This is a genomic window from Acinetobacter sp. NBRC 100985 (assembly GCF_000241225.1).
Taxonomy (GTDB): Bacteria; Pseudomonadota; Gammaproteobacteria; order Pseudomonadales; family Moraxellaceae; genus Acinetobacter; species Acinetobacter venetianus.
On the sequence record NZ_BAEB01000022.1, the window covers coordinates 24305 to 47827 of the forward strand.

The window sequence follows — 23523 nt, forward strand, 5'->3', positions numbered from 1 at the left end:
TAGATTTCGTTGATGCAGCGGTTAAGCAAAGAAATAATGCTGAACCAATGTTGAAACACCGACAATTAAGAAAATCGCAGCGCCAATTTTATGAATCAAAGAAATTGGCAAACGATCAGCAAGTTTATTACCAATAAAAACAGCAGGCGCATTGGCAATCATCATCCCCACAGTCGTACCACACATCACCCAAAATACACTGTCAAAACGAGCAGCGAGTGCGACAGTTGCGATTTGAGTTTTATCACCGATTTCCGCTAAGAAAAATAAAATAAAAGTCGCACCGAATACACCAAAACGTTGCCACTTATTAATGCTTTCAGTTTCATCTCCAAGCTCATCAGGAATCAGCATCCAAATCGCCATACCGATAAATCCAAGTGCGAGGATCCAGATCAAAATCTCAGGGCTTAATACAGTTGTGATCCATTGGCCAAACACCGCAGAAATACCATGGTTAATGGTTGTTGCAAGTAAAATGGCAATTAAAATTGGAACAGGTTTTCGAAAACGTGCGGCAAGGAGTAAGGCAAGAAGCTGAGTTTTATCACCCATTTCTGCAAGGGCAACAATTGAAGTTGAGATGAGAAATTCATACATAATTGAATGCTCTGGCTAGCATATATACCGATGACTTATCCCTCCTGCTAGCCAAAATCAAATAGATTGATGCAGAGTGATAAATCAAAGGTCTTGCCAACAAAAGCACAGCCTAAGCTGCTTTGGTTCTTTGCTATGATGACCATGTTCTGTTGAACAATTATGTTGATCATCACCTCTTTACTTTGCGTAAAGAGCGGCTACTCCCCAATGAAGTGATACTATTCTAACAAATAAAGATATCATTTTGAATCTTTAGACCCAGAATTTTTGATAACCCCATAACAGCAAACGGAATATACCTAAAAGAAATGCAAAATAGGCACTCAAGCCAAGAAAACCAAAACTTCCCCAACCGCTCGCACTTCCTACATGCTGAGCTTGATATTCAACAGCCATCACCACTGTAGCAACACATACTTCTAAACCCATCACCGCGTACATTACCCATTCCCAAGGAAAGTGCAAAAAACTCACCCATAAGCCCATCAATACAAAAACAACCAGCAATAATGGCAACATTACCCGATAAATCATCAACATCCTTGCTCCTGATCTCAAAGAAATTTCTTATAGATAGAACCGTATTCTAGAGAAAAGTATTTACAAATAAAGCCACAATTTTGTCATCCTAAAAACAGAAAACCCCGCATTTGCGAGGTTATTCCAAATATAATTTAAGCACTTACAGTAGTAATGTACGAATGTCTTTCAACAGTTTGGTCAACTTATTGGTAAAGCGAGCAGCATCCGCACCATTAATCACACGGTGGTCATAAGACAATGACAATGGCAACATCAAACGCGGATCAAAGTCTTTACCATTCCATACAGGTTGCATCGTTGCAGGCGAAATACCTAAGATCGCAACTTGTGGCCAATTCACCAATGGGGTGAATGCAGTTCCACCGATACTACCCAAGCTGGTAATGGTAAAGTTGGCACCTTGTAAATCTTTCGGCGACAATTTGCGGTCACGTGCTTTCTGGCTCAATTCAGCCAGTTCTGTCGCAATCTGCTTAATCGATTTTTGATCTGGGTTACGTAATACCGGAACGGTTAAGCCATCTGGAGTCGCAACTGCAATCCCCATATGAATTTCGTTACGCAATAACACTGACTTCTGATCATCGGCCAAATGCCCAGCAAAATAAGGCTCTTCTTTGAGCAAGTGTGCAACCGCTTTGGCAATAAAAGCCAAAATTGTTAAGCTCAGACCCTGCTTTTTAAAGCCATCTTTGAGTTCACCACGCCACGCTTCGAGTTCAGTAATATCCGCCAAATCAAACTGGGTGACTTGCGGAATGAAATTGTTCAATGACAACTGTGGTACAGACACTTGCTGTAAACGCGTCATTGCTTTCACTTCACCACCACCAAATGCACCAAAGTCTGGCAACTTCGGTAAGCCCGAAGCTACTGGTGCTGCTTGAGCAGAAGGTGCTGGCTGTGATGTCGTGAGACGTGCTTTTACATAAGCAAAAACATCGTCCTTCATCACACGACCATGTTCACCAGAAGCCTTGACCTGACCGAGAATAACGCCTAATTCACGCGCCAGTTTACGCACGGCAGGGCCTGCATAAACCTTCGCATTTTCTGCTTCTTGCTCTTTGGTCAGCTTATCAGCTTGCGCTGGCGCACTTGGTGCTGCTGTCGTTGCTGCCTGCGGTTTTGCTGGTGCTGCTTGCGTAGCAGGCGCAGCGGCTGGTTGAGCTTTTGGTGCTGCTGGAGCAGCAGCCTGACCACTTACCTCGATCATTGCCAAAGCCATACCTTGACGAACTTCTTGATTCGCAGACACATGGATTGCTTTTACAATCCCCGCCACTGAACTTGGCACTTCAACAGACGCTTTATCTGACTCAACCACACATAGGCTTTGTTGAGCTTCAACGCGATCACCGACATTGACCAAAATTTCTGAAACAAGTGCTTTTTCTACACCTAGATCAGGCACTTCAATTTCGACATTACCTGTTGAGGTATTGCTTGCAACTGGTGCTTCTTTAGTTGCGACTGGCGCTTCTGTTTTAGCTGGAGCTGCTTGCGGTTCAGATGACGTTGCAGCGCTCTCAGTCTTGACCTGAATCAATACCACGCCTTCTTTGATGCTGTCGCCTTCTTTAATCTGGATCGCTTCGACAATCCCCGCAACCGAGCTTGGTACTTCTACAGTCGCCTTGTCCGATTCAACCACCACAATACTTTGTTCAGGTTCAATCTGATCACCGACTTTGACCAGTACTTCTGCAACCAATGCTTTTTCTACACCAATATCTGGAACTTTTACATCCACAATCTGACTTGCTGTCGCTGTTGGAGCGGCAGCTGGTTGTGCTTTTGTTTCAGCTTCAACAGGTTTTGTTTCTGCTTTTGGCGCTTCCGCTTTCGGTGCTTCGTTCGCAGGTGATTCAGCAGCAGACTCAGACTCTAGTTCGATCAATGCGACGCCTTCAGTAACTTCATCACCCTGTTGAACCAGAATACTTTTTACGATCCCTGCCGCAGTGCTTGGTACTTCGACCGTTGCCTTATCTGATTCTAAGACCAGAAGGCTATCGTCAACTGCAACATGGTCGCCTACTTTGACCAAGATTTCTGCAACGAGCGCTTTATCTACGCCAATATCAGGTGCTTGGATTTGCATGATTATTTCCCCTCACCTGTTTGTGTTTCATGGTATTCAGCAACGGCCTGAACTTCTGGATGCGCTTGTGGCGCCCAAGCCACTGGACGATCCGTATCTAACTCAAAGTTAGAAATTGCATCTTTGACTAAACGTGCATCTACTTCACCTTCGTCAGCGAGTTTTTTCAAAGTCGCAACAACGATATGTGCAGCATCAACACCAAAGAAACTACGTAAGTTTGCACGTGTATCTGAACGTCCGTAACCATCTGTACCTAATGCAACAAATGGACGACCATCTGGAAGATATGCACGGATTTGTTCGCTATATGCACGCATATGGTCTGTTGCTGAAACAACGATACCTTCTGTACCACGTAACTGTTTAGATACCCAAGATTCTTTCACTTCTTCAGTCAGTGGGTGTAAACGGTTGTATTCTTCACATGCCATACCATCACGTGACAACTCATTGAAGCTTGTTACGCTCCAAACATTTGAGTGGATCTGGTATTCATCACGTAAGATTTTCGCTGCTTTGATCACTTCACGCAGAATGACACCTGAACCAAGTAATTGAACCGTTGCTTTTTCATCTTTTTCGAACAAGTACATACCACGTTTAATGCCTTCCTCAGCGCCTTCTGGCATTGCAGGATGCTCGTAATTTTCGTTCATTACAGTTAAGTAATAGAACACACGCTCTTGGTTCACATACATACGTTGTAAACCGTCATGTACGATCACAGCCAATTCATAACCAAAACATGGATCATAAGATACGCAGTTTGGAATGGTGTTCGCCAAGATATGTGAATGACCATCTTGGTGCTGTAAACCTTCACCGTTCAAAGTGGTACGGCCCGCAGTTGCACCAAGTAAGAAACCTTGTGCCTGTGCATCACCAGCAGCCCATGCAATGTCGCCAATACGTTGGAAACCAAACATTGAGTAGTACATGTACATTGGAATCATTGGCAAGTTATTGGTTGAATAACTGGTTGCCAACGCAGCCCAAGCGCTCATCGCACCCGCTTCGTTAATCCCTTCTTGAAGCATGTGGCCATCACTTGCTTCACGATAATGCATTAACTGTTCTTGGTCTTCTGGGGTATATTTTTGACCGTGAGCAGCATAAATACCCAACTGACGGAACATACCTTCCAGACCAAAAGTACGTGCTTCATCTGGAACGATGGGTACAACGCGATCTTTAATGGCTTTTTCTTTCAGTAAAGCAGCAATTAAACGCACCATCAACATCGTAGTCGATTGCTCTTTACCACCTGAACCATTTAATACAGCATCAAATACAGATAACTCAGGAATCGGTAAAGTTTCACTCTCTTTACGACGTGCAGGTAGGTAGCCACCTAATGCTTCACGACGCGCCTTCATATACTTCATTTCTGGAGAGTTTTCACTTGGGCGATAGAACGGAAGCTCTTCTAACTTGTCATCTGTAAATGGCAGATTAAAACGGTCACGTACATATTTCAAAGAGTCGATCTGCATTTTTTTGATTTGGTGCGTTTTGTTCACCGCTTCAATTTCTTCAGACAATCCGTAACCTTTAACTGTTTTCGCAAGAATAACGGTCGGTTGGCCTTTGGCTTTCATTGCTTCTGCATAAGCAGCAAAAACCTTGTACGGGTCATGACCACCACGGTTAAGATTATCGATGTCTTCATCGCTTAAATCTTTTACAAGTTCCGCAGCTTCTGGGTACTTACCAAAGAATTTCTCGCGGGTATATGCACCACCTTTCACTTGATAGCGTTGGTACTCACCATCAACCGTTTCTTCCATGACCGCTTTTAAAGCACCTGAAGCGTCTTGTGCAAGCAATGGATCCCAATGACGGCCCCACACGACTTTAATCACACGCCAACCTGCGCCACGGAACAATGATTCAAGCTCTTGGATGATCTTACCATTACCACGTACTGGACCATCCAAACGCTGTAAGTTACAGTTCACCACCCAAACCAAGTTATCTAATTTTTCACGACCTGCTAATGAAATTGCACCCGTACTTTCTGGCTCATCCATCTCACCATCGCCTAGATATGCCCAGACTTTACGATCTTCTTCTTTAATCAAACCACGATTCATCAAGTACTTTTGAATATGTGCTTGGTAAATCGACATAATAGGGCCTAAACCCATCGATACCGTTGGGAACTGCCAGTAATCAGGCATTAAATAAGGATGTGGATAGCTTGGGAGACCATTGCCACCGACTTCACGGCGGAAATTATTGAGCTGATCCTCAGTTAAACGACCTTCTAAGAAAGAACGTGCATAAATACCAGGGGCGCAATGACCTTGGTAATAAATCATATCGCCGCCGAAGTTATCTGAAGCAGCGCGGAAGAAATGGTTAAAACCAACATCATATAAAGTCGCAGAAGAAGCGAAACTTGCAAGGTGTCCGCCTAGGTCATCACCGGTTTTATTCGCACGCAATACCATTGCCAGTGCATTCCAACGAATCAAAGCACGGATACGACGCTCCATGTCCTGATCACCCGGCATTGCAGGTTGTTCTTCAACTGAAATGGTATTGAGATAAGGTGTATTTAAGCGTTGGATTGGAACATGTTTCGCAATTGCTCTTTGATACAGTTTTTCGAGTAAGAATGCAGCGCGTTCCGTGCCCATATGTTGTAATACTGAATCAAATGCTTCTTGCCATTCCTGGGTTTCCTGCGCGTCTGAGTCGCCATAAAACGCCATACAATTCACCTTTTCCCTTAAGTTATTTTGACGTTATATATTTATCATGTTTTCACTTCATAAAGGTATTGCCCCAAATGAATACAAAATCCCTTAATATTTTCTCACTAAATAGTCATTGACCCAAATGAAACAAAAAATACAAAAAATCGACCAATAAAGGCGATTTTTTAATATTTCTATACAACTGTTAACAAATTATATTATGGCAACATCGCTAAGTACGGTGAAGGATTTTTGCGTTGACCATCTTTTACAACTTCAAAGTGTAAATGCGGACCTGTACAACGACCTGTGCATCCAACATTCGCAATATGCTCACCAGCGCTTACGCGATCACCAGCATTCACGATTAAACGAGATGCGTGTGCATAACGAGTGATGTAACCATTGCCGTGATCAATCTCAACATATTGACCGTAGCCTGTACCCCAACCTGATTTGGTAACAACACCTGGACCAGTCGCATAAATCGGCGTGCCTGATGGTGCAGCAAGATCAAGACCAGAATGATGACGCGTTGAACCAAGTAGCGTACGATTACCCCAAGAAGAGCTTACACGACCTTCTTGTAAAGGATGGCTCACCAACCAAGAATAACCTGTATTCGCAGAGAATGACGGTGCATTGTCTTTGCTTGAAATTGCAGAACGGCCGTATTTCTTTTCAATCGTCGCATTATTCAATTCAATAGTTTTTTCACGCAATTGAACTGAAACATTTGAAACTGCTGGCAGATCAATATCATCTGGGTGATTATAAGAACCTTGAGCTAAGGTTTTAGATAACTGTTCTAAACGGTCAGTGTCCGTTGTTTGGCTGATATTTTGATAATCAGCAAAAGCAACCGAAGCAGCTGACGCAGCCAATGAAAATGCGAGTAAAATACGACGCGTATGATGCATAAAAAACCTCTTGAAACCGTCCTTACTAAAGTTCCTTTATCATCTCTTCCTTGATAACAGTTGAACTGAACGCTTAAGATGAACACATAACCTCTGAGGAAGTTAACATGTCTGAACCTACCAACGTTTTTCAACAGAAAGGACAACACATAAAAACTGGAAACTTAACGTTTCTCACTACGCAAGTCACACAATGGAAACAACTTACGAAAATTATTCAACCATTACTGCCCCAACCAGAGCAATGGCAGGTTGTTTGTTATCAACATGGTATTTTGACCATAACAGGTGAAAATCAAGCAATGATCAGTCAACTGAGTTATTTACAAAGTCACTATGTTGCGCAGTTAGCTCAGCTTGAAGGTTTCAAGGAATTACGAAAAATACAAGTCCGGTTGAGAAACAAAACCACAGTCTCTCGTGAACCCTCTCCCCCATCTAAAGCACTTTCATCAGAGACACAAGAGCTATTACGCAGTGCCGCTGAATATGTGAGCGACCCTAAGCTTAGCCAAGCTTTACTACGTTTGGCAAGCAATAAAAAATAATAACCTAGCTTTACAGTAAGAAAACGTACACAAATTTTGTGACAAAAATCTCAGATTATATTGTTATAATATAACATACCCACTGAAAGACAATGACTTATGTCACACTCACGTATGGAATTGGACATTCATTCTCGTTAACAAATGTTACAATTTCATAGCTGCTTGGATCGTTTTGAACATTGCGCAAAAGCTGGTTATTTAGCGCATGTCCAGATTTATAGCCATCAAACTTGGCAATAACTTGATGCCCAAGCAAATATAAGTCACCCACAGCATCTAAAATTTTATGGCGCACAAACTCATCAGCAAAGCGTAAACCCTCTTCATTGACGACACCCGTATCATCTACACCAATTGCATTCTCTAAACTTGCACCCAATGCAAGATTATTGGCTTTCAAATAATCCAAATCTTTCATAAAACCAAAGGTACGCGCCTCACTGACTTCATAGACAAATGTTTCAGTGGAGAAATCAATGGTGACAGACTGGTATTCCTTAGCAAAGGCAGGATGGTCGAAATCAATAGTAAAGTTCAGTTGAAAACCTGAATGAGGGGTAAAAATCGCACGTTTATCTTCAATCAAAGCTTCGACTGGCTTAAGAATACGAATAAACTTCTTTGGGGCATTTTGTTCCGCTAACTCACCTTGCATGAGTAAGTAAATAAATGGTCCTGCGCTACCATCCATGATCGGTACTTCTGAAGCAGAGACTTCGACAATGAGATTATCAATGCCTAAGCCAGCTATCGCACTCATGACATGCTCAATTGTGCCGACTTTAATGTCTTCTCGAACCAAATTGGAACACATAAAAGCTTCTTGAATCAATAAAGCGTTGGCAGGGATATCAACGGGTGGGTTGAGATCGATACGGCGAAATACAATTCCTCCATCAATATGATGCGGAACAAAATTAATCAGCACTTTTTGACCACTGTGCAGACCAATACCGCTCGCTTTCACCACACGTTTTAGAGTTCGTTGCTTCACCATGCCATGCTAACTTCATTTGCAAAAACCGATATAACTTAGCATATTTTGCCATTTTAAAAAATAAAAAGGGGGCAATTACTTGCCCCCTTTTCCTAAATAGTTGATTTTATTATTTACGCTGTTGATTTTTTAGATAGTCCTGAATGCTCATCGGAGACGAACGTGGCGTAGAACTTGGTGCAGAGCTAACTGGTGCTTCAGTATTTGTACGTTTACTGATCGCTGGTACATCGTCTTCATCAACAGATTGCTGTGCAACTTGAGCTGATGCGTGATGTGAAGGAACAGTACGTTTCTTATGTTCAACTTCAGTTGCATTACGCGTTAAACCTGTCGCTATAACAGTTACGCGAAGTTCATCACGTGCATCAGGATCAAATACGGTACCGTAGAAGATTTCACCTTCATCCAAATCAACGATTTGGTTAACGACATCCGTAATGATCTCAGTTTCGCGTAGGGTAATATCATCACCACCCGTGATATTAATCAACACGCCTTTGGCATTGATAATGTTGACGTTATCAAGCAACGGACTACGAATCGCTTGTTCAGCTGCTTGACGAGCACGATCTTCACCACGACCTAAACCAGCACCCATCATTGCGTAACCACGAGTACTCATTGCAGTTTTCAAATCTGCGAAGTCAAGGTTAATATGACCGCGGTTTACAACCAAGTCAAAGATACTGCGTACCGCATTGAGCAATACATCATCTGCCTTTTTATAGGCATCTTTCATTGAAATATCGCCATAAACACTGAGTAAGCGCTGGTTCGGAATGATGATAAGCGAGTCAACATGTGCTTCTAAAGCATCAATACCTTTTTCTGCAGACTTTTGACGACGGCGACCTTCAAAATTGAATGGTGTTGTCACCACACCAACAGTCAAAATACCCATTTCTTTGGCAACTTCAGCAACTACGGGTGCCGCACCCGTACCCGTACCACCGCCCATACCAGCAGTGACAAATACCATGTCAGTACCTTCAAGGTGCTGACGGATGACTTCACGACTTTCTTCCGCTGCAATTTGACCCACTTCTGGGTTTGCACCAGCACCTAAGCCACGCGTACTTTGTTCGCCTAATTGAATTTTAAATGGCGCATTCATGCTATCTAAAGCTTGTTTGTCGGTGTTCGCACAAACAAATTTCACACCTTGGATATCAGATTGCACCATGTGCTGGACAGCATTACCACCACCACCACCAACACCAAATACTGTGAAACGGGCTTGACCGTTGCCATCGTCTAGTTCATCTTCTATAAATTCAAATGAGGCCATGACCTTTAGATTTCCTAATATATAAATGGCAGTTACTTCAGCCCGTTACTGCCTTGATTTTTAAAACACCTGATGTTTAGGATGCTGTTCAATATTCGTCAGCTTGTCAAGTCCAGTGACTTAGTATTACAACTTCCTAACAATTTTTCCCCAAAATGCCTACAACTTAGAATATCGCCTTAAGCTTACTGTTTAATGCATTCCAGCCATTTGAGACACGATCAATAAAACTACGATCACTTGCCTCCTCTGGCTCTTCTACTGCATCTTGTAGATCACTTTGGCTAAACATCAACAATCCAGCCGTCGTTGCATACATCGAACGACGTAATGCTGGTAAATGTTGATCATCAGCATAAACCTGTAATGGTGGATTTCCTAAATGTGCAGATACCCCAAGCATACGACGTGCCAAATTGACCATACCTTCAATCTGACATGCATCCCCAGTTAAAACCACCCCATGATATAAACCGTGAATTGCACCGCTATGCTCTAGTTCTTCACGAATTGATGCAAAGATCTCTTCATAACGCGCAATAATAATTTCTGCAAGCTCAATACGACTGATGGTTTGAGTACCATCAATCCCTTGAACTTGAATCATGTGATCTGGTTTCACAACACTCAGGTCAACACAACCATGTAAAATCTTGATGCGCTCAGCTTCTTCGGTTGTAGTCTGTAACACCGCTGCAATATCGCGCGTTACATTTTCACCACCGCGCGCGAGGGTACGTGCTAAAGCTAATCGACCATCTAAATACACAGCGAGATTGGTAATACCCGCTCCAATATCTACAAGGCAAACGCCATATTCTTTTTCATCTTTAAGCAGGCTTGCTTCAGCTGTTGCCAAGCAAGACACCACCATTTTTTCCACCCCGATATTGGCACCTTTCATGGCGCGATCAAGGTTTTGCATAGTGCTAATTGGCATCATCATTAACTGATAATGACCCGTCATACTATGTGCAGACATATTGACTGGGTTTTGTACCCATTCAGCAGAGTCACCAAGTTCAAAGCCTAAAGGAACTGCACTTGCCAAATAATAATCAGGCGAAACATGACTTGCTTTCGCCAATTCTAATGCTCTAACCACTTCATTTGTTGTAATAATATGATCATGGTTAGCAACAGGCGTACGTCCTGAAGCATAAAAACTTTGTAATTCTGTACTTGGAATCGACACCCATGCGCTATGAATACGACATTCAGCCATATCTTCCGCTTCGGATACTGCATTTTTGATCGCAGCAATTACCTTGTCTAAGCTGACAATCTTGCCTTTAACCATACCTCGGTTGCGAGCAGTTGCCATGCCAATGACTTGGATCTTATCCGGTGCATGGATCTTACCAATCAAAACTGAGACTTTATGAGTCCCAATATCAATCGCAACAACTGAGGGAACAGCTTCACTCATTACTTAAATACCATTTCTTTAATGTTGTTTAGGACCACTGCCTATTATTTTCAAGCCACGTATTATGGCTTTGCCTGAATTACACCTGCAAGGTTTGTGTCATCAATCGTTACAACAAACTGACCGTTCACAATCTTGGGCGGTGCTGCATTTTTCCATTGAATCGCTAAGCCATTCCGATATCGCAAATCAATCGACGAAATTTTTGACCATACAGGTTTTAGATCTGTTTGTGCCAAATGGCTTAAGCGTTGTAATTTATTCATGGTCTGATCTTGGTCAACAATAATTCGCAAGCCTGAATCAAACTGCATAAACCACGTCATACGCTCAGTTAAATACAACTCTTTTAAACGCAAATTTGCAGGATGAAAAAGCTGATTAATTTCATTATAGCGACGCATCATCATTTTGGATTGGCTGACTGGACCATGTAAAAGCGGCAAATTTGGATGTGCGGTTAACACAGCCTCACTAAATACATCCCCATTATCACTGAGCAAGCGCCCTGTTCCCCAACGTGCAATCGCATGGCGCGGCATGACACGCACTCGAATTGCATTTGGCCAAGCTCGTGATACAACCACTCGATCAACCCATGAGACCTTTAATGCTTGATCTCGAATCTGCTCTAAATCGGACGTGAAATAGTTATCTTTAATCACTGGATCCAAATGTTGAACCATCTGTTGGTTCTCAACATCTGAATATGTGCCAACCACCTGCAATTCCGCCACTTTTGCATCAGTCATGACTTTATATAAACCATAAAGACCAATGGCAAGAACAGCAAATGCAATAATCAACAATGCCCAGCCGCCCGCATTCACCATTTTTTGTTTTGGCGAAGGCGGTTTCTCGTGAATCGAGCTAATCGCTGGTCGTGTTTTACGACGCATTGATGCAGGAAGTTGAGCCATAAATAGTTAGACCGACTCAGTTAATGTTTGCTCTAAGATCGCAACACAAAGCTCATCAAAACTATAACCAACTGCTTGTGCTGCCTTCGGTACCAAAGAATGACTGGTCATACCTGGTACAGTATTTACTTCTAATAACCAGAAATTCCCTTGTTCATCCTGCATCGCGTCAATACGCCCCCAGCCCTCTGCACCGACTGCTTGGAATGCACGTAGACACAATGCTTGCAAGTTTTTCTCTTCAGCGTCACTCAATCCGCAAGGAATACCATATTCGACATCATTGCGTTGATATTTTGCTTCATAATCATAAAAAGCAACATCTGCTGGTGGCTGTAAACGAATGACTGGCAATGGCTGACCATTTAAAAATGAGATCGTAAACTCACGTCCTGTAATCCACTTTTCTGCCATAACCACAGCATCATGTGCGGTCGCTTTTGCAATCGCAGCCGCAAAATCTTCTGCTTTCTCAACCTTGCTCATGCCCACACTTGAGCCTTCGTGAACAGGTTTGATAATCACAGGTAGACCAAGATCGGCAATTACTGAATCTAAATCAGTTTCTTTGGTAATAATACGATACGGCGCTGTTGGTAAATCACTACCCTGCCAGATTTGCTTGGTTTTGACTTTGTCCATACCAATCGCAGAGCCTTGCACACCTGTTCCTGTATAAGGTAGGTTCAACCATTCCAAGACACCTTGGATTTGGCCATCTTCACCACCGCGACCATGTAATACGATAAAAGCACGGTCATAAGCAACCAGCTCTGTCACGCTACGATCTTGAGGGTCAAATGCTTCTGCTTGCACACCCGAGCGCAATAATGCTTCTAATACGGCTTGACCGCTGTCCAACGAAACAGCACGTTCAGCCGACTTCCCACCCAATAACACGGCAACTTTGCCGAATTTTGCAGCATTTGACACGTTTATATCCTTAAAACTTTTCTAAATTCTCTAAATCTCCCCCTATTCCCTATTTATTAAAGGAAGATTGGGAGAGATTTTCTAAAACTATTCGGCATACAAGCGATGCTGAGCCAATTCTACCGAAATTGCACCAACGTTACCTGCGCCTTGTGTTAATAACAGGTCATTCGCTTGTAACACTTTTTGTAAAACACTTGGCAAATTGCCTTCAACTGGATCAACAAGAATCGGTTCAACCTGACCACGTAGACGAATACTGCGTGCCAATGCTCGACTATCCGCACCCACAATCGGTTTTTCGCCCGCAGGATATACCTCAAGCAATAATAGCTGATCGACTTGCGATAACACATCGACAAAGTCATCGAAACAGTCACGAGTACGGCTAAAACGGTGTGGCTGGAACATCATGACCAAACGACGATCTGGATGGCTTGCTCGCGCTGCCTTAATGGTTGCTTCAACTTCTTTTGGATGGTGACCATAGTCATCGACTAATTTCACCAAGCCTTCGCCGACTTCAAATTCACCCTGAACTTGGAAACGACGACCAACACCGCTAAAGCCTGCTAAAGCACGGCAAATCGCACCATCAGAAACACCTTCATCTGTCGCAACACCAATCGCAGCAAGTGCATTTAGGACATTGTGTAAACCCGGTTGATTAATCGTGACACTTAATGGCTCACGATCTTTACGCAATACCGTAAAGTGCGAACGCATGCCTTCTTGTTCAACATCGACCGCACGAATGTCGTTGCCTTCATCAAATCCATAGGTCAATACTGGACGACCTACACGCGGCAAGATTTCACGGATATTGGCATCATCACCACACACTACGGCCAAACCATAGAATGGCAAGTTATGTAAGAATTGAATAAAAGTATCTTTTAATTTATCAAAGCTACCTTCATAAGTATCCATATGATCGGCATCGATATTGGTCACAATTGCGGCCATCGGTTGCAAATACAAGAAAGAAGCATCTGATTCATCCGCTTCAGCCACGATAAAACGACTCTCACCCAATGCAGCGTTGACACCTGTACTATTCAGCAAACCACCGATTACATAAGTTGGATCAAGGTTTTCTTCTGCCAACATGGTTGTTAGTAAACTTGTGGTCGTAGTTTTACCATGCGTTCCCGCAACTGCAATACCATGACGGTAGCGCATTAACTCACCCAACATTTCTGCACGGCGCACGATTGGAGTACGTTGCTCAATGGCCGCTTTAATCTCTGGATTTTCAGGGTCAATTGCCGTTGAAACAACCAGTACATTGGCATTTTTAATATTGTCAGCAGAGTGTCCAATAAATACTTTAATACCATTTGCTTCAAGCTGAGCTGTGGTTTTTGACGCTTTAATATCAGAACCTGAAACTTTATAACCTTGGTTACTTAATACTTCGGCAATACCACACATCCCCGCACCACCAATACCAACAAAGTGGATATGTTTAATACGGCGCATTTCAGGCACTTTGATCAGCTTTTTGGCTTGGTTTGGATTCGTTGGAGACATAGATAAACTCGAATTACAATTTTTTAATCAGATCAACCACATGCTGAGTTGCATTCGGTTGTGCTTGTTGACGTGCTTTGATTGCCATTTCTGAGAGCAGTTGGCGATTGAATAATGTGGCTAACAACTCATCTAAAACAGCGGGTGTCATTTCTGCTTGTTGGCAAATCTTTGCAGCGCCGACATTGGCAAGGAATTTTGCATTTGCAGTTTGATGATCGTCTACGGCAATCGGCAAAGGTACAAACACTGCGGCTAAACCTGCTGTTGCAACCTCTGTCACCGTCAAAGCACCAGCACGACAAATAATTAAATCTGCTTCACTATAGGCCTTTGCCATATCGTGAATAAATGGCTCAACCTGAATATTTAAATTTGCAGATGCACCTTGATAACGTTCACGCGTAATCTCTTGCTGATTTTGACCACATTGATGAAAAACATTCAGTGGCAAATTGACCTTTTTCAAAGCTTCTGGCAAACGCTCATTGAGCGCTTGAGCGCCTAATGAACCGCCTACAATCAAGATATTCAGGGGCAACTGCGCTTGTTCACGCGTTTGATAACGCCAAGATGGATTTAAAATCGCAGTGATTTCCGCACGCACAGGATTGCCTGTGGTCACGACTTTATCACTATTTGCGAAAGTATTTGGAAAAGCCTGACAAACTGTTGTTGCAACACGCGCCAGTTGGGTATTGGTAAATCCTGCAACAGCATTTTGTTCATGGATCAATACAGGGATACCCAATAAACGTGCAGCTAAACCACCCGGCCCTGCGACATAACCACCAAAGCCAGCAACAGCATCAATCTTAAGTTGTTTCATATAGCGCATCGCGCTTAAAGTGGCTTTTAAAATTTTAAAGGGTGCACTCAGTTTCCGTAATAAACCATTGCCACGCACACCTTGGATATCAATCTGATAAATCGGAATATTTTGATCTTTGAGTAACCGATTTTCCATTCCTGTAGGCGTCGCTAACCAAGACACTTGGCAGCCTTCTTGTTGCAGTTGTTTGGCAACAGCAAGCGCAGGAAAAACATGCCCACCTGTACCAGCGGCCATCATCATGACATGTTTGGGTTTGTTCTGTGGTGAATTGGTCACGGTCTAATTCTTCAACTCAAAAAAGAAGGTTATCGTCTATTGTTTTCGGGAGTTATTTTAATCCTAAAGCTTCATTCACGAAAAGCGAATTTCACTTGTTTACAACAGAAAGCAGTGCTTTTTTCGATTCTTTGTTAAAAACAAGGTTCTGTCGATATCCAATTGCCCATTTGCTTGTCAATTTGGTACAAATTCAAACGGGCAATTCGGTCAAATAATGATTCTTATTTAGCTTGAGCGACCTGCTTCTAACACATTAAATAAATCATCCGCAATCGATGTTCCAAACTGTGCATCAATCTCACGGATACAGGTTGGACTAGTCACGTTAATTTCCGTCACATAGTTACCGATCACATCCAAACCAACAAAGACCAAACCTTTTTCACGTAAAAAAGGTCCCACTTTTGCAGCAATCAATTTATCGTTTTCAGTCAGAGGGCGTGCTTGACCCAAGCCACCTGCCGCCAAGTTTCCACGCACTTCACCATTTTGTGGAATTCGCGCCAAGCAATATGGAATCGGCTCACCATTGACCATCAAAATGCGTTTATCACCTTCCACGATTTCAGGAATATAACGTTGTGCCATGATTGGACGTGTGCCCATTTCAGTGAGCATTTCCAAAGTCGAACCAATGTTTACCCCATCTTGATACAAACGGAAAATCCCCATTCCGCCCATACCATCAAGTGGTTTCACAATTACATCACCATGTTCTTTGATAAATTCACGAATTAGGCTTTGCTGAGACGTGACCAAAGTGGGTACTTGTAACTCTGGGAACTGGGTTGCAAACAGCTTTTCATTACAGTCACGTAGCGATTGTGGTTTGTTAATAATCCACGCACCTTCACGTTCGGCTTGTTCTAAAATATAAGTGGTATAGACAAAGTTCATGTCGAACGGTGGGTCTTTACGCATCAATACGACATCGTAATCAGCCAATGACTCTTTTTGCTTGTCACCCAACTCATAATAATGATCGTAATCTTCAAAGACTTTAAGCGGCGAAATCAAACCAAAGGCTTTACCTTGATCAATATATAAATCGTGTTGTAATGCATAACCCAATTCATGACCGCGACGGCTTGCCGCCCATAACATTGCCATCGTCGAATCTTTCTTGAGATTCACCGTTTCAATTGGGTCCATCACTACAAGTACACGCATAATTTAACACTCATATTTTTAATCTTGGCAAAAAGTATAGCGAAGTTTAAGGATGATGTTTAAACAAGTTATGTAATTATTAAATCTAAAAAATTCTAATTTATTCAAATCACTAGATTCGATTTATTTAAATAGACGATTTTCTGAGTGATAAAAATTTAAAAATTACTGGTAGATGATTTCGATACCAGTAATTCGTGCAACATTCAATTTCAGCATCGAATTAAGCCAAAAGTTTTTCAATATCTTTGGCAATTTTTTCAGGTTTAGTGATGGGAGCATAACGCTTGATCACTTCGCCTTTTTGATTGATCAAAAACTTGGTGAAATTCCATTTAATGCTGCTGCCCAAAAGACCTTTGGCTTCAGAAGTCAGGTATTGATACAAAGGATGTGCCGTTGGACCATTCACATCAACCTTGGCAAACATTGGAAATGATACGCCATAGTTGCGCTGACAGAAGCTGCCAATTTCTTCATTGCTTGATGGATCTTGATTGGCAAATTGGTTACACGGAAAACCGAGAATCACCAGACCTTGTTGTTGATAGTCCTGATAAAGCTTTTCCAAACCTTCGAATTGTGGGGTTAAGCCACATTGACTTGCAGTGTTCACCACCAATAAAACTTTGCCTTGATAGTCGGCTAGGTTCTTTTGCTCGCCTTCTAAAAGCTCAGCCTGAAAATCATAAATTTTGCTCATAGGTGTTTTCTCAACTATCCAATTGTGGGATTGCGCAAAATAGTTTGCTTAATCATTCAGCTCGTTCATTTAATATTGCACACAATTATCTTGTGTGCAAGTTTATTATGCACAATATACTTTTGCGATTAATCAAACTATACTGTGAGCTAGCAAAATGACGTTGAGGAGCAAAGCATGACTGAATTTTCTTACTTGGATAATCAAGTGTGTTTTGCCATGTATTCCGCGACCAATGCGATGATTCGTCAATATCGTCCTTTGCTTCAGGAATACGACCTGACCTATCCACAATTTATCGTACTGTTGGCTTTGTATGAAAAGGACAATGTGACTTTGTCTGAAATTGGTCAAAAGACTTTTTTTGATTCGGGAACGCTGACGCCAATTATTAAAAAACTTGAAGAAAAACAGTTTTTAAAACGTGTTGCGGTGAAAGAAGATGAGCGGATGAAAAAAGTGATCTTGCTGGAAAAAGCACTTGCTGCAAAAGATGAAATTACGTTAATTCCTTTTAAACTCGCATGCTCTTTGGGTGTTGATCCAAATGATTTAGTGGCAATTCATAATCTATGCCATCGTTTTTTAAAGGATTTAGAGGATTCTAAACTCGAAAGTATGAGTGAATAAATGCAACAGGCTATTGTTGGATTTCATCTCGATGCGGAAAATCATTGGGTTACTGATCTTGCTTGTGGTCATACGCAGCATGTGCGCCATGATCCACCGTGGCAAAATCGCCCTTGGGTGTTAACCGAGCAAGGGCGCAGAGAGAAATTAGGGGTGATGTTGGAATGTAAAAAGTGCGGGGAGATATCTTCTGGATAAGAAATTTTATGTTAAGTATAGGATATCTAAAGACTATGATGTTTCACTAACAACTATGGTGTTCCAATTGTCTTAAAATCTCTTTACTAGCTTCATTTGCTTCATCAAACGAGATAGGATCATCCTCATAAAGACATGCAGCGGCAACAACTTGTTCTGGACGAAATCTAGGATATTTACCCTTATCTTCTCTTAACTTTTCTAGAAAATGATCTTGGAAAAGAAAAAAACAGTCATTAAGCATTCTTTCAAACCAAATTGTATCTTCTTCTGTTATTTTCCAAGAATTTTTATCTATTAGATTAACACCAAAATTTTCCAACATTAATATAACAAACGTTGCACAAGTTAACCCTTCTGTAGGGAATTTAGGATCTACAATATACTTTCCATTTTTATCATCTAAAACTCCATTTCCAGAATAGATAGGACTATATTCAACATCAATTGTTTTTTTTAAGCTTAAATTCTTTAAACGTGCCATTAATGGCACAATAATCGCCTCATCTAACTCATTAATCCATGTATATACATATGTTCCCTCATATCTTTCAAATCTATAATTTTTACCACACAAATGTGCAATACTAAGCTCTTGATTCTGTTTTAAAATAATAAAACCAGTATGCCTATTTCCTAATTCCAAATCAGTAGTTTTAAGAATTAATCCTAATAAGTCGGGTTTATCTATTGGATTCACTCCCCGCTGTATAATAAAATTTTTCATATAATTTAACGATTCAACCCTTTTAATAACTTCTTAGCATTATAATTTTTTTGTTCGAGAACCTCATAACTTTTTTCATAAAAATCTTGCCAACTAGGTAGTAAATCTTTTGCTGAATATGTACTTCTTAATAAAGATACTATTGACCACTTAGTTAAATAGTTAATATCTACAAGCATAATTGATAAAAATGAATTTACATTTTCATATTCGCATTGGTCAAACCAATGATCAATTATAATAACAGTATAAACAGAAGCTTTTCTACCTTCATTATTTAACTCATATCTAATCAGCTTTACATTGGCTGCGTAAAAATCATCTCCAAAATAACACCCGTCAAACCTATCTAACTGATTGTAATATTTACTAGTTTTGTTTTTGTCAAAACAATACAATCTATTAGAATGTTCCATCTCACTAAAAAAATCAGAGTTATTACGATTCTGACATGATCTATTCATAATATATCCTCATAAACCATTTTTTTCTTAACAAGAAGAATAACTTCATTCAGAATGTAATCAAATTCGATTATTTTACTATTGTTTATAGCATCAGTATTGACATCAATTTTTATTATACATGCATCAATAATTTTACCTTCTGGAAAATTTTCATCATCATCAACCATTATTTTTTTCGAACTACTACCAACCAAAGTTTCGTTAATAAATATTTTAGAAACATCCTTATTTAAATTTATCTTTTTACTTATTTTTAGTGATATTTCATCATATTCATCATTATTAACATGAATTATATCAAAATATTTTTTTTAAAGCAGACGTAGATTCTTCTATTGAATCAGCCACATATATAGTATCAACACCAACCCCTAATCTGACAATATCAAGGTTATTTACTTTATTAAATACAACACTGATTAAAGAAATAAATTCCTCAAAAGCAATTTTTATCTTATATATATCAATTTTATCACTTGAAGTATCAGCAAATTCAAAATCCAACCTATTTTTATATAAAATCACATGTAAATATTTATTATCAGAACATCGAATAACATAAATTTCTTTACCAGATGATTCATCATTAATTTTTTTATGAGGTTCAATCATAAATTTTTCATCAAATAAATCAATGATTTCCTCTATATTCTCTAAAAAAAACTTCTTTTCTTGAAAAAAAATGTCAATCGAAAAGAATCTATTTCCCACAATAATGTTTCCATATAGATTTAACCTATCAAAAAAATTGATTTTATTAGTATTACATATATTATTAATAAATAGTTTTTAGTAGACATAATTATGCGTAAACTTATAAAAAATTTACTTAATTTAACATTTATTTCCCGTATAAACAATGAAATCTTGTGGCAGACTATCTCTTAAATATTAAAAAAATATGAAATTTTTTAAATAAATTCTATCTTAATTTTTCAATTTTATATGACTATGGAGTTCCCTGAAGTCAAAATAATACACCTTATTCGAAATAATTTAAATTTAAAATAAATATCAATAACTTATACAAAGTAACCCCATAATTCAGAGCACTCAAATGGCTTTTTCGTGATCTTTCACATTCCACACTTATTTTTTTAATCACTATTTCCAATAATTCATTAATTAAACTCAACAAAAAAGGAAGCCTCAGCTTCCTTTTTTCATTTACACCTAAAACTTAGATACCATATTTTTCACGATACGCCTGCATATTTGCTAAAGCTTCTTTCTCGCCTTTTGCATCCAAATAATCCATCAAATCTTTCATTGTGATTAAAGCATGCACTGGGATTTCAAGTTCTTTTTGTACTTCCTGAATCGCAGAAAGCTCTCCTTGACCACGCTCTTGACGATCGAGTGCCACTAATACCCCTGCAATCGTTGCACCCGCATTTTTTAAGATGGTCACAACTTCACGAATCGCAGTCCCCGCAGTAATCACATCATCAATAATCCAAACTTTTTGACCTGCAACCGATGCACCAACCAACACACCACCTTCACCATGATCTTTAGCTTCTTTACGGTTAAAACCCCAAGGAACGCTCTTGCCATGTACTTGAGACAACGCCACTGCAGTCGCCGCAACAAAAGGAATACCTTTATATGCAGGACCAAAAATCACACCAACATTGTCACACTGAACCAATTTATCGGCATAGCCTTGTGCTAATAAAGATAGCGCTTCGCCATCGTTTAACAAACCTGCGTTAAAGAAATAAGGACTGACACGGCCTGATTTTAAGGTAAACTCACCAAATTTAAGCACTCCACGTGATAATGCGAGTTCGATAAAAGCTTGCGGATGAAATGACACAGGCGTTGTCATATAAGGTGCTCCAAATTCTTCAATTGAGGTTAAACAGACGTATGATACCAAAGGATAGCTATCCAAGTGATGTAAAAATTCTTCGAGTCGTTTCAATTAACGTAAATGGCTTGCGCGCATCAGTCACCAAAGGCTTGCTCGAATGGTTAGAACAGTCTGGTGCCGATGTGGTATGTATGCAAGAAAGCCGTATCACTCATGAACAATGGACTGATAAATTTAAACCTGAAGGTTGGTACACTCACCTCTTCCCTGCTGAACGTGCTGGTTATGCAGGTACGGCGATTTATAGCCGCTTGCCCTTTGTCTCAGTCACCAATGGTTTAGGTTTTGAGCTTGCGGACTCTCAAGGTCGTTTTGTTACCGCAGAATTTGATTTAGGTCTGTCACATCCTGTTCATATTGCCTCGTTATACTTACCATCAGGTTCAAGCGGTGACGAAGCACAAGCACGCAAAGATTTATTTCTACAAGAATATGCCAAAATACTAAAACAATGGCGAGATGAAAATAAATCAATCATTGTGTGTGGTGACTACAATATCGTACACAAGCGTATCGATATTAAAAACTGGTCAGGCAACCAAAAGTCATCAGGTGTTTTGCCGCATGAACGTGCATGGCTCGACCATATTTATGATGAGTTAGGTTATGTCGACACCTTCCGTGAGGTACGACCTGAAGCTGAATTGTATTCATGGTGGTCAAATCGTGGTCAAGCGCGTGCGAAAAATGTAGGTTGGCGTATCGACTACCATGCTTGCTCGCCAGACTGGAAATCGCGTACCAAAAACGCATGGGTCTATAAAGAACAATGGTTTAGTGACCATGCACCCGTGATTATCGACTATAAAATACACGAATAAGTGAACACTTGTTCACTTTGACCGCTTCTTTAGCTTACATCCCGTGTCGTTTTTTGTGTATTTTTATTTACCCCCTGTAACGGCATTATAGCACCACGGCACAGGGAAGCGGTCAGGATGACCACAAAGGGATAGGACGCCGTAGGAAGGAAAAATAAACTTAGTTTAAGTTTATTTGCAAGGATGAGACATTGGACGTTGAAATGAGACCCGCATGATCAGGAAGATTAAATGCGGGTTTTCTCTTTTTTAGATACTAAATATTTTTTACTGACTTTATCCATCGCATTTTTATTCAATTCAACTGATCAATTTGGTCACCCCTTTTATCTCTTTCATCGATCAACTGAATAAAAAATTTCAACTGGCACAGCGCAGCCTTTTTACGTTAGGCTTTGGGCATATCTTTTTGTTATTTTCTGTGGTTTTCGCATGTTTAAAATTTATGGTATTAAAAATTGTAATTCAATGAAAAAAGCCTTTGATGCATTGCAGGCAAAAGGCATCAACTACGAATTTCATGATTATAAAAAGCAAGGCATTGATGCAGACACTTTAGCAGTTTGGTTAAAAGAGATTGGCGCTGACAAAGTTCTGAATAAAAAGGGCACAACATGGCGTAAACTAACAGCAGATGAGCAAGCTCACGCTACCAGCAATGAACAGAACCTCATTGAAACGCTTATGTCGCAGCCAAGCCTAATCAAACGTCCTGTATTACAAACACCACAAGGTTTTGTGATTGGCTTTGATGAGGCGAGCTATGAGGCATTATCAGCCTAAGCTGAATATAAAGATAAAAAAACCGAGCTTTTTAGCTCGGTTTTTTAGTGCTATGAAATCTTAGTTCACGCGAATCCATGTTTGGTTACGACCTAAAGCTGCAATACCGATATAACCACGTAATTTCAGTTTTTTACCGCCTTCAATCATTTCAGCTTTTAACTTGTATGTCTTACCATTTTTAGGATCAATGATTGAACCATTGTCGTAGTTCGTACCACCGACATTTTTCAAGCTATGAACAATCGTCACGCCTTTTAGTGGTTTGTTGTGGTAAGTGCCTTCACATTTAGAGCAGGCATTTTCTTGACCAGCAACTAAATATTTTTGAATCGATGCGGTTAACGATCCATCTTTTTGTTCCGTAAACTTTACAATTGCCTTTGGTTGTTTTGTTTCATCATCAATTGTTTGCCAAACTGTACCATTCAGCGCATCCGCCGCATTGGCAAAAGTTGTTAAACCGAGCAATCCAAATGCTAAAGCAATTTTCTTCATTTTTGTA

General features: G+C 40.4%; 25 protein-coding genes and 1 riboswitch. Of the genes, 5 read left to right on the forward strand and 20 right to left on the reverse strand.

Features of this window, described 5'->3' with window-relative positions:
- Positions 1 to 21 precede the first annotated feature (21 nt).
- From ACT4_RS08410 to ACT4_RS08430, 5 genes are all read right to left on the reverse strand, one after another.
- Positions 22 to 600, reverse strand: coding sequence for a TMEM165/GDT1 family protein (locus ACT4_RS08410; RefSeq protein WP_007481364.1), 579 nt, complete (start codon positions 598 to 600; stop codon positions 22 to 24).
- Between the two features lie 83 nt (positions 601 to 683).
- Positions 684 to 821, reverse strand: a riboswitch (yybP-ykoY riboswitch).
- Between the two features lie 34 nt (positions 822 to 855).
- On the reverse strand, positions 856 to 1143 hold the full coding sequence (locus ACT4_RS08415; RefSeq protein WP_007481365.1) for a hypothetical protein: 288 nt from the start codon (positions 1141 to 1143) through the stop codon (positions 856 to 858).
- A gap of 142 nt (positions 1144 to 1285) precedes the next feature.
- On the reverse strand, positions 1286 to 3250 hold the full coding sequence (locus tag ACT4_RS08420; RefSeq protein WP_007481367.1) for a 2-oxo acid dehydrogenase subunit E2: 1965 nt from the start codon (positions 3248 to 3250) through the stop codon (positions 1286 to 1288).
- 2 nt (positions 3251 to 3252) lie between these two features.
- Entirely contained in the window at positions 3253 to 5970 is a 2718-nt protein-coding gene (aceE, locus tag ACT4_RS08425) for a pyruvate dehydrogenase (acetyl-transferring), homodimeric type (RefSeq protein WP_007481369.1), read from the reverse strand.
- Positions 5971 to 6173: 203 nt separating this feature from the next.
- Entirely contained in the window at positions 6174 to 6875 is a 702-nt protein-coding gene (locus ACT4_RS08430; RefSeq protein WP_007481372.1) for a M23 family metallopeptidase, read from the reverse strand.
- A 107-nt stretch (positions 6876 to 6982) separates the two neighbouring features.
- Here ACT4_RS08430 and ACT4_RS08435 point away from each other — a divergent pair, with 107 nt between their 5' ends.
- Positions 6983 to 7423: a DciA family protein gene (locus ACT4_RS08435; RefSeq protein ID WP_004878056.1), complete on the forward strand. Its 441-nt coding sequence runs from the start codon at positions 6983 to 6985 to the stop codon at positions 7421 to 7423.
- Between the two features lie 97 nt (positions 7424 to 7520).
- On the opposite strand, the gene lpxC is transcribed toward ACT4_RS08435, so the two are convergent.
- From lpxC to ACT4_RS08480, 9 genes are all read right to left on the reverse strand, one after another.
- The gene (lpxC, locus tag ACT4_RS08440; protein ID WP_004878058.1) at positions 7521 to 8423 is read right to left on the reverse strand and encodes a UDP-3-O-acyl-N-acetylglucosamine deacetylase; all 903 of its coding nucleotides are present in this window, start codon (positions 8421 to 8423) and stop codon (positions 7521 to 7523) included.
- 109 nt (positions 8424 to 8532) lie between these two features.
- Positions 8533 to 9714, reverse strand: coding sequence for a cell division protein FtsZ (gene ftsZ / locus ACT4_RS08445; protein ID WP_007481374.1), 1182 nt, complete (start codon positions 9712 to 9714; stop codon positions 8533 to 8535).
- Between the two features lie 166 nt (positions 9715 to 9880).
- On the reverse strand, positions 9881 to 11143 hold the full coding sequence (ftsA, locus tag ACT4_RS08450; RefSeq protein ID WP_007481376.1) for a cell division protein FtsA: 1263 nt from the start codon (positions 11141 to 11143) through the stop codon (positions 9881 to 9883).
- A 62-nt stretch (positions 11144 to 11205) separates the two neighbouring features.
- The gene (locus ACT4_RS08455) at positions 11206 to 12063 is read right to left on the reverse strand and encodes a cell division protein FtsQ/DivIB (RefSeq protein ID WP_007481377.1); all 858 of its coding nucleotides are present in this window, start codon (positions 12061 to 12063) and stop codon (positions 11206 to 11208) included.
- A 6-nt stretch (positions 12064 to 12069) separates the two neighbouring features.
- Entirely contained in the window at positions 12070 to 12996 is a 927-nt protein-coding gene (locus ACT4_RS08460) for a D-alanine--D-alanine ligase (RefSeq protein ID WP_007481378.1), read from the reverse strand.
- Positions 12997 to 13083: 87 nt separating this feature from the next.
- Positions 13084 to 14529: a UDP-N-acetylmuramate--L-alanine ligase gene (gene murC / locus ACT4_RS08465; RefSeq protein ID WP_007481380.1), complete on the reverse strand. Its 1446-nt coding sequence runs from the start codon at positions 14527 to 14529 to the stop codon at positions 13084 to 13086.
- A gap of 13 nt (positions 14530 to 14542) precedes the next feature.
- Complete coding sequence (gene murG / locus ACT4_RS08470) at positions 14543 to 15640, reverse strand: undecaprenyldiphospho-muramoylpentapeptide beta-N-acetylglucosaminyltransferase (protein WP_007481382.1); 1098 nt, start codon at positions 15638 to 15640, stop codon at positions 14543 to 14545.
- Between the two features lie 228 nt (positions 15641 to 15868).
- Entirely contained in the window at positions 15869 to 16813 is a 945-nt protein-coding gene (gene gshB / locus ACT4_RS08475; protein WP_007481383.1) for a glutathione synthase, read from the reverse strand.
- Between the two features lie 223 nt (positions 16814 to 17036).
- A complete protein-coding gene (locus ACT4_RS08480; RefSeq protein ID WP_004878070.1) occupies positions 17037 to 17516 on the reverse strand; it encodes a glutathione peroxidase in 480 nt (159 codons plus the stop codon).
- Positions 17517 to 17693: 177 nt separating this feature from the next.
- On the opposite strand from ACT4_RS08480, the gene ACT4_RS08485 reads away from it, so the two are divergent.
- Together ACT4_RS08485 and ACT4_RS08490 are read left to right on the forward strand one after the other, a co-directional pair.
- Positions 17694 to 18146: a MarR family winged helix-turn-helix transcriptional regulator gene (locus tag ACT4_RS08485; protein ID WP_007481386.1), complete on the forward strand. Its 453-nt coding sequence runs from the start codon at positions 17694 to 17696 to the stop codon at positions 18144 to 18146.
- Positions 18147 to 18344 carry a DUF3565 domain-containing protein gene (locus ACT4_RS08490; protein WP_007481387.1) on the forward strand — a complete coding sequence of 66 codons (198 nt, stop codon included), beginning with the start codon at positions 18147 to 18149 and terminating at the stop codon, positions 18342 to 18344.
- 46 nt (positions 18345 to 18390) lie between these two features.
- Here ACT4_RS08490 and ACT4_RS08495 read toward each other — a convergent pair whose 3' ends face one another.
- The 5 genes from ACT4_RS08495 to pyrE all read right to left on the reverse strand — a co-directional run bounded on the left by ACT4_RS08495 (position 18391) and on the right by pyrE (position 21369).
- A complete protein-coding gene (locus ACT4_RS08495) occupies positions 18391 to 19071 on the reverse strand; it encodes a hypothetical protein (RefSeq protein WP_007481389.1) in 681 nt (226 codons plus the stop codon).
- A gap of 5 nt (positions 19072 to 19076) precedes the next feature.
- Entirely contained in the window at positions 19077 to 19535 is a 459-nt protein-coding gene (locus ACT4_RS08500) for a hypothetical protein (protein WP_007481390.1), read from the reverse strand.
- On the reverse strand, positions 19532 to 19705 hold the full coding sequence (locus tag ACT4_RS17275) for a hypothetical protein (RefSeq protein ID WP_007481392.1): 174 nt from the start codon (positions 19703 to 19705) through the stop codon (positions 19532 to 19534). The genes ACT4_RS08500 and ACT4_RS17275 overlap by 4 nt, the downstream gene beginning before the upstream one ends.
- A gap of 130 nt (positions 19706 to 19835) precedes the next feature.
- Positions 19836 to 20249, reverse strand: coding sequence for a hypothetical protein (locus ACT4_RS08510; protein ID WP_007481393.1), 414 nt, complete (start codon positions 20247 to 20249; stop codon positions 19836 to 19838).
- A gap of 469 nt (positions 20250 to 20718) precedes the next feature.
- Positions 20719 to 21369, reverse strand: coding sequence for an orotate phosphoribosyltransferase (gene pyrE / locus ACT4_RS08515; protein WP_004683560.1), 651 nt, complete (start codon positions 21367 to 21369; stop codon positions 20719 to 20721).
- Positions 21370 to 21410: 41 nt separating this feature from the next.
- Here pyrE and ACT4_RS08520 point away from each other — a divergent pair, with 41 nt between their 5' ends.
- Positions 21411 to 22235 carry an exodeoxyribonuclease III gene (locus ACT4_RS08520; protein WP_007481395.1) on the forward strand — a complete coding sequence of 275 codons (825 nt, stop codon included), beginning with the start codon at positions 21411 to 21413 and terminating at the stop codon, positions 22233 to 22235.
- Between the two features lie 432 nt (positions 22236 to 22667).
- Positions 22668 to 23018 (forward strand): arsenate reductase, encoded by a 351-nt coding sequence (locus ACT4_RS08525; protein ID WP_004878086.1) that lies wholly within the window; start codon positions 22668 to 22670, stop codon positions 23016 to 23018.
- A 60-nt stretch (positions 23019 to 23078) separates the two neighbouring features.
- On the opposite strand, the gene ACT4_RS08530 is transcribed toward ACT4_RS08525, so the two are convergent.
- Positions 23079 to 23516: a DUF2147 domain-containing protein gene (locus ACT4_RS08530; protein ID WP_004878087.1), complete on the reverse strand. Its 438-nt coding sequence runs from the start codon at positions 23514 to 23516 to the stop codon at positions 23079 to 23081.
- Between the last annotated feature and the right edge of the window lie 7 nt (positions 23517 to 23523).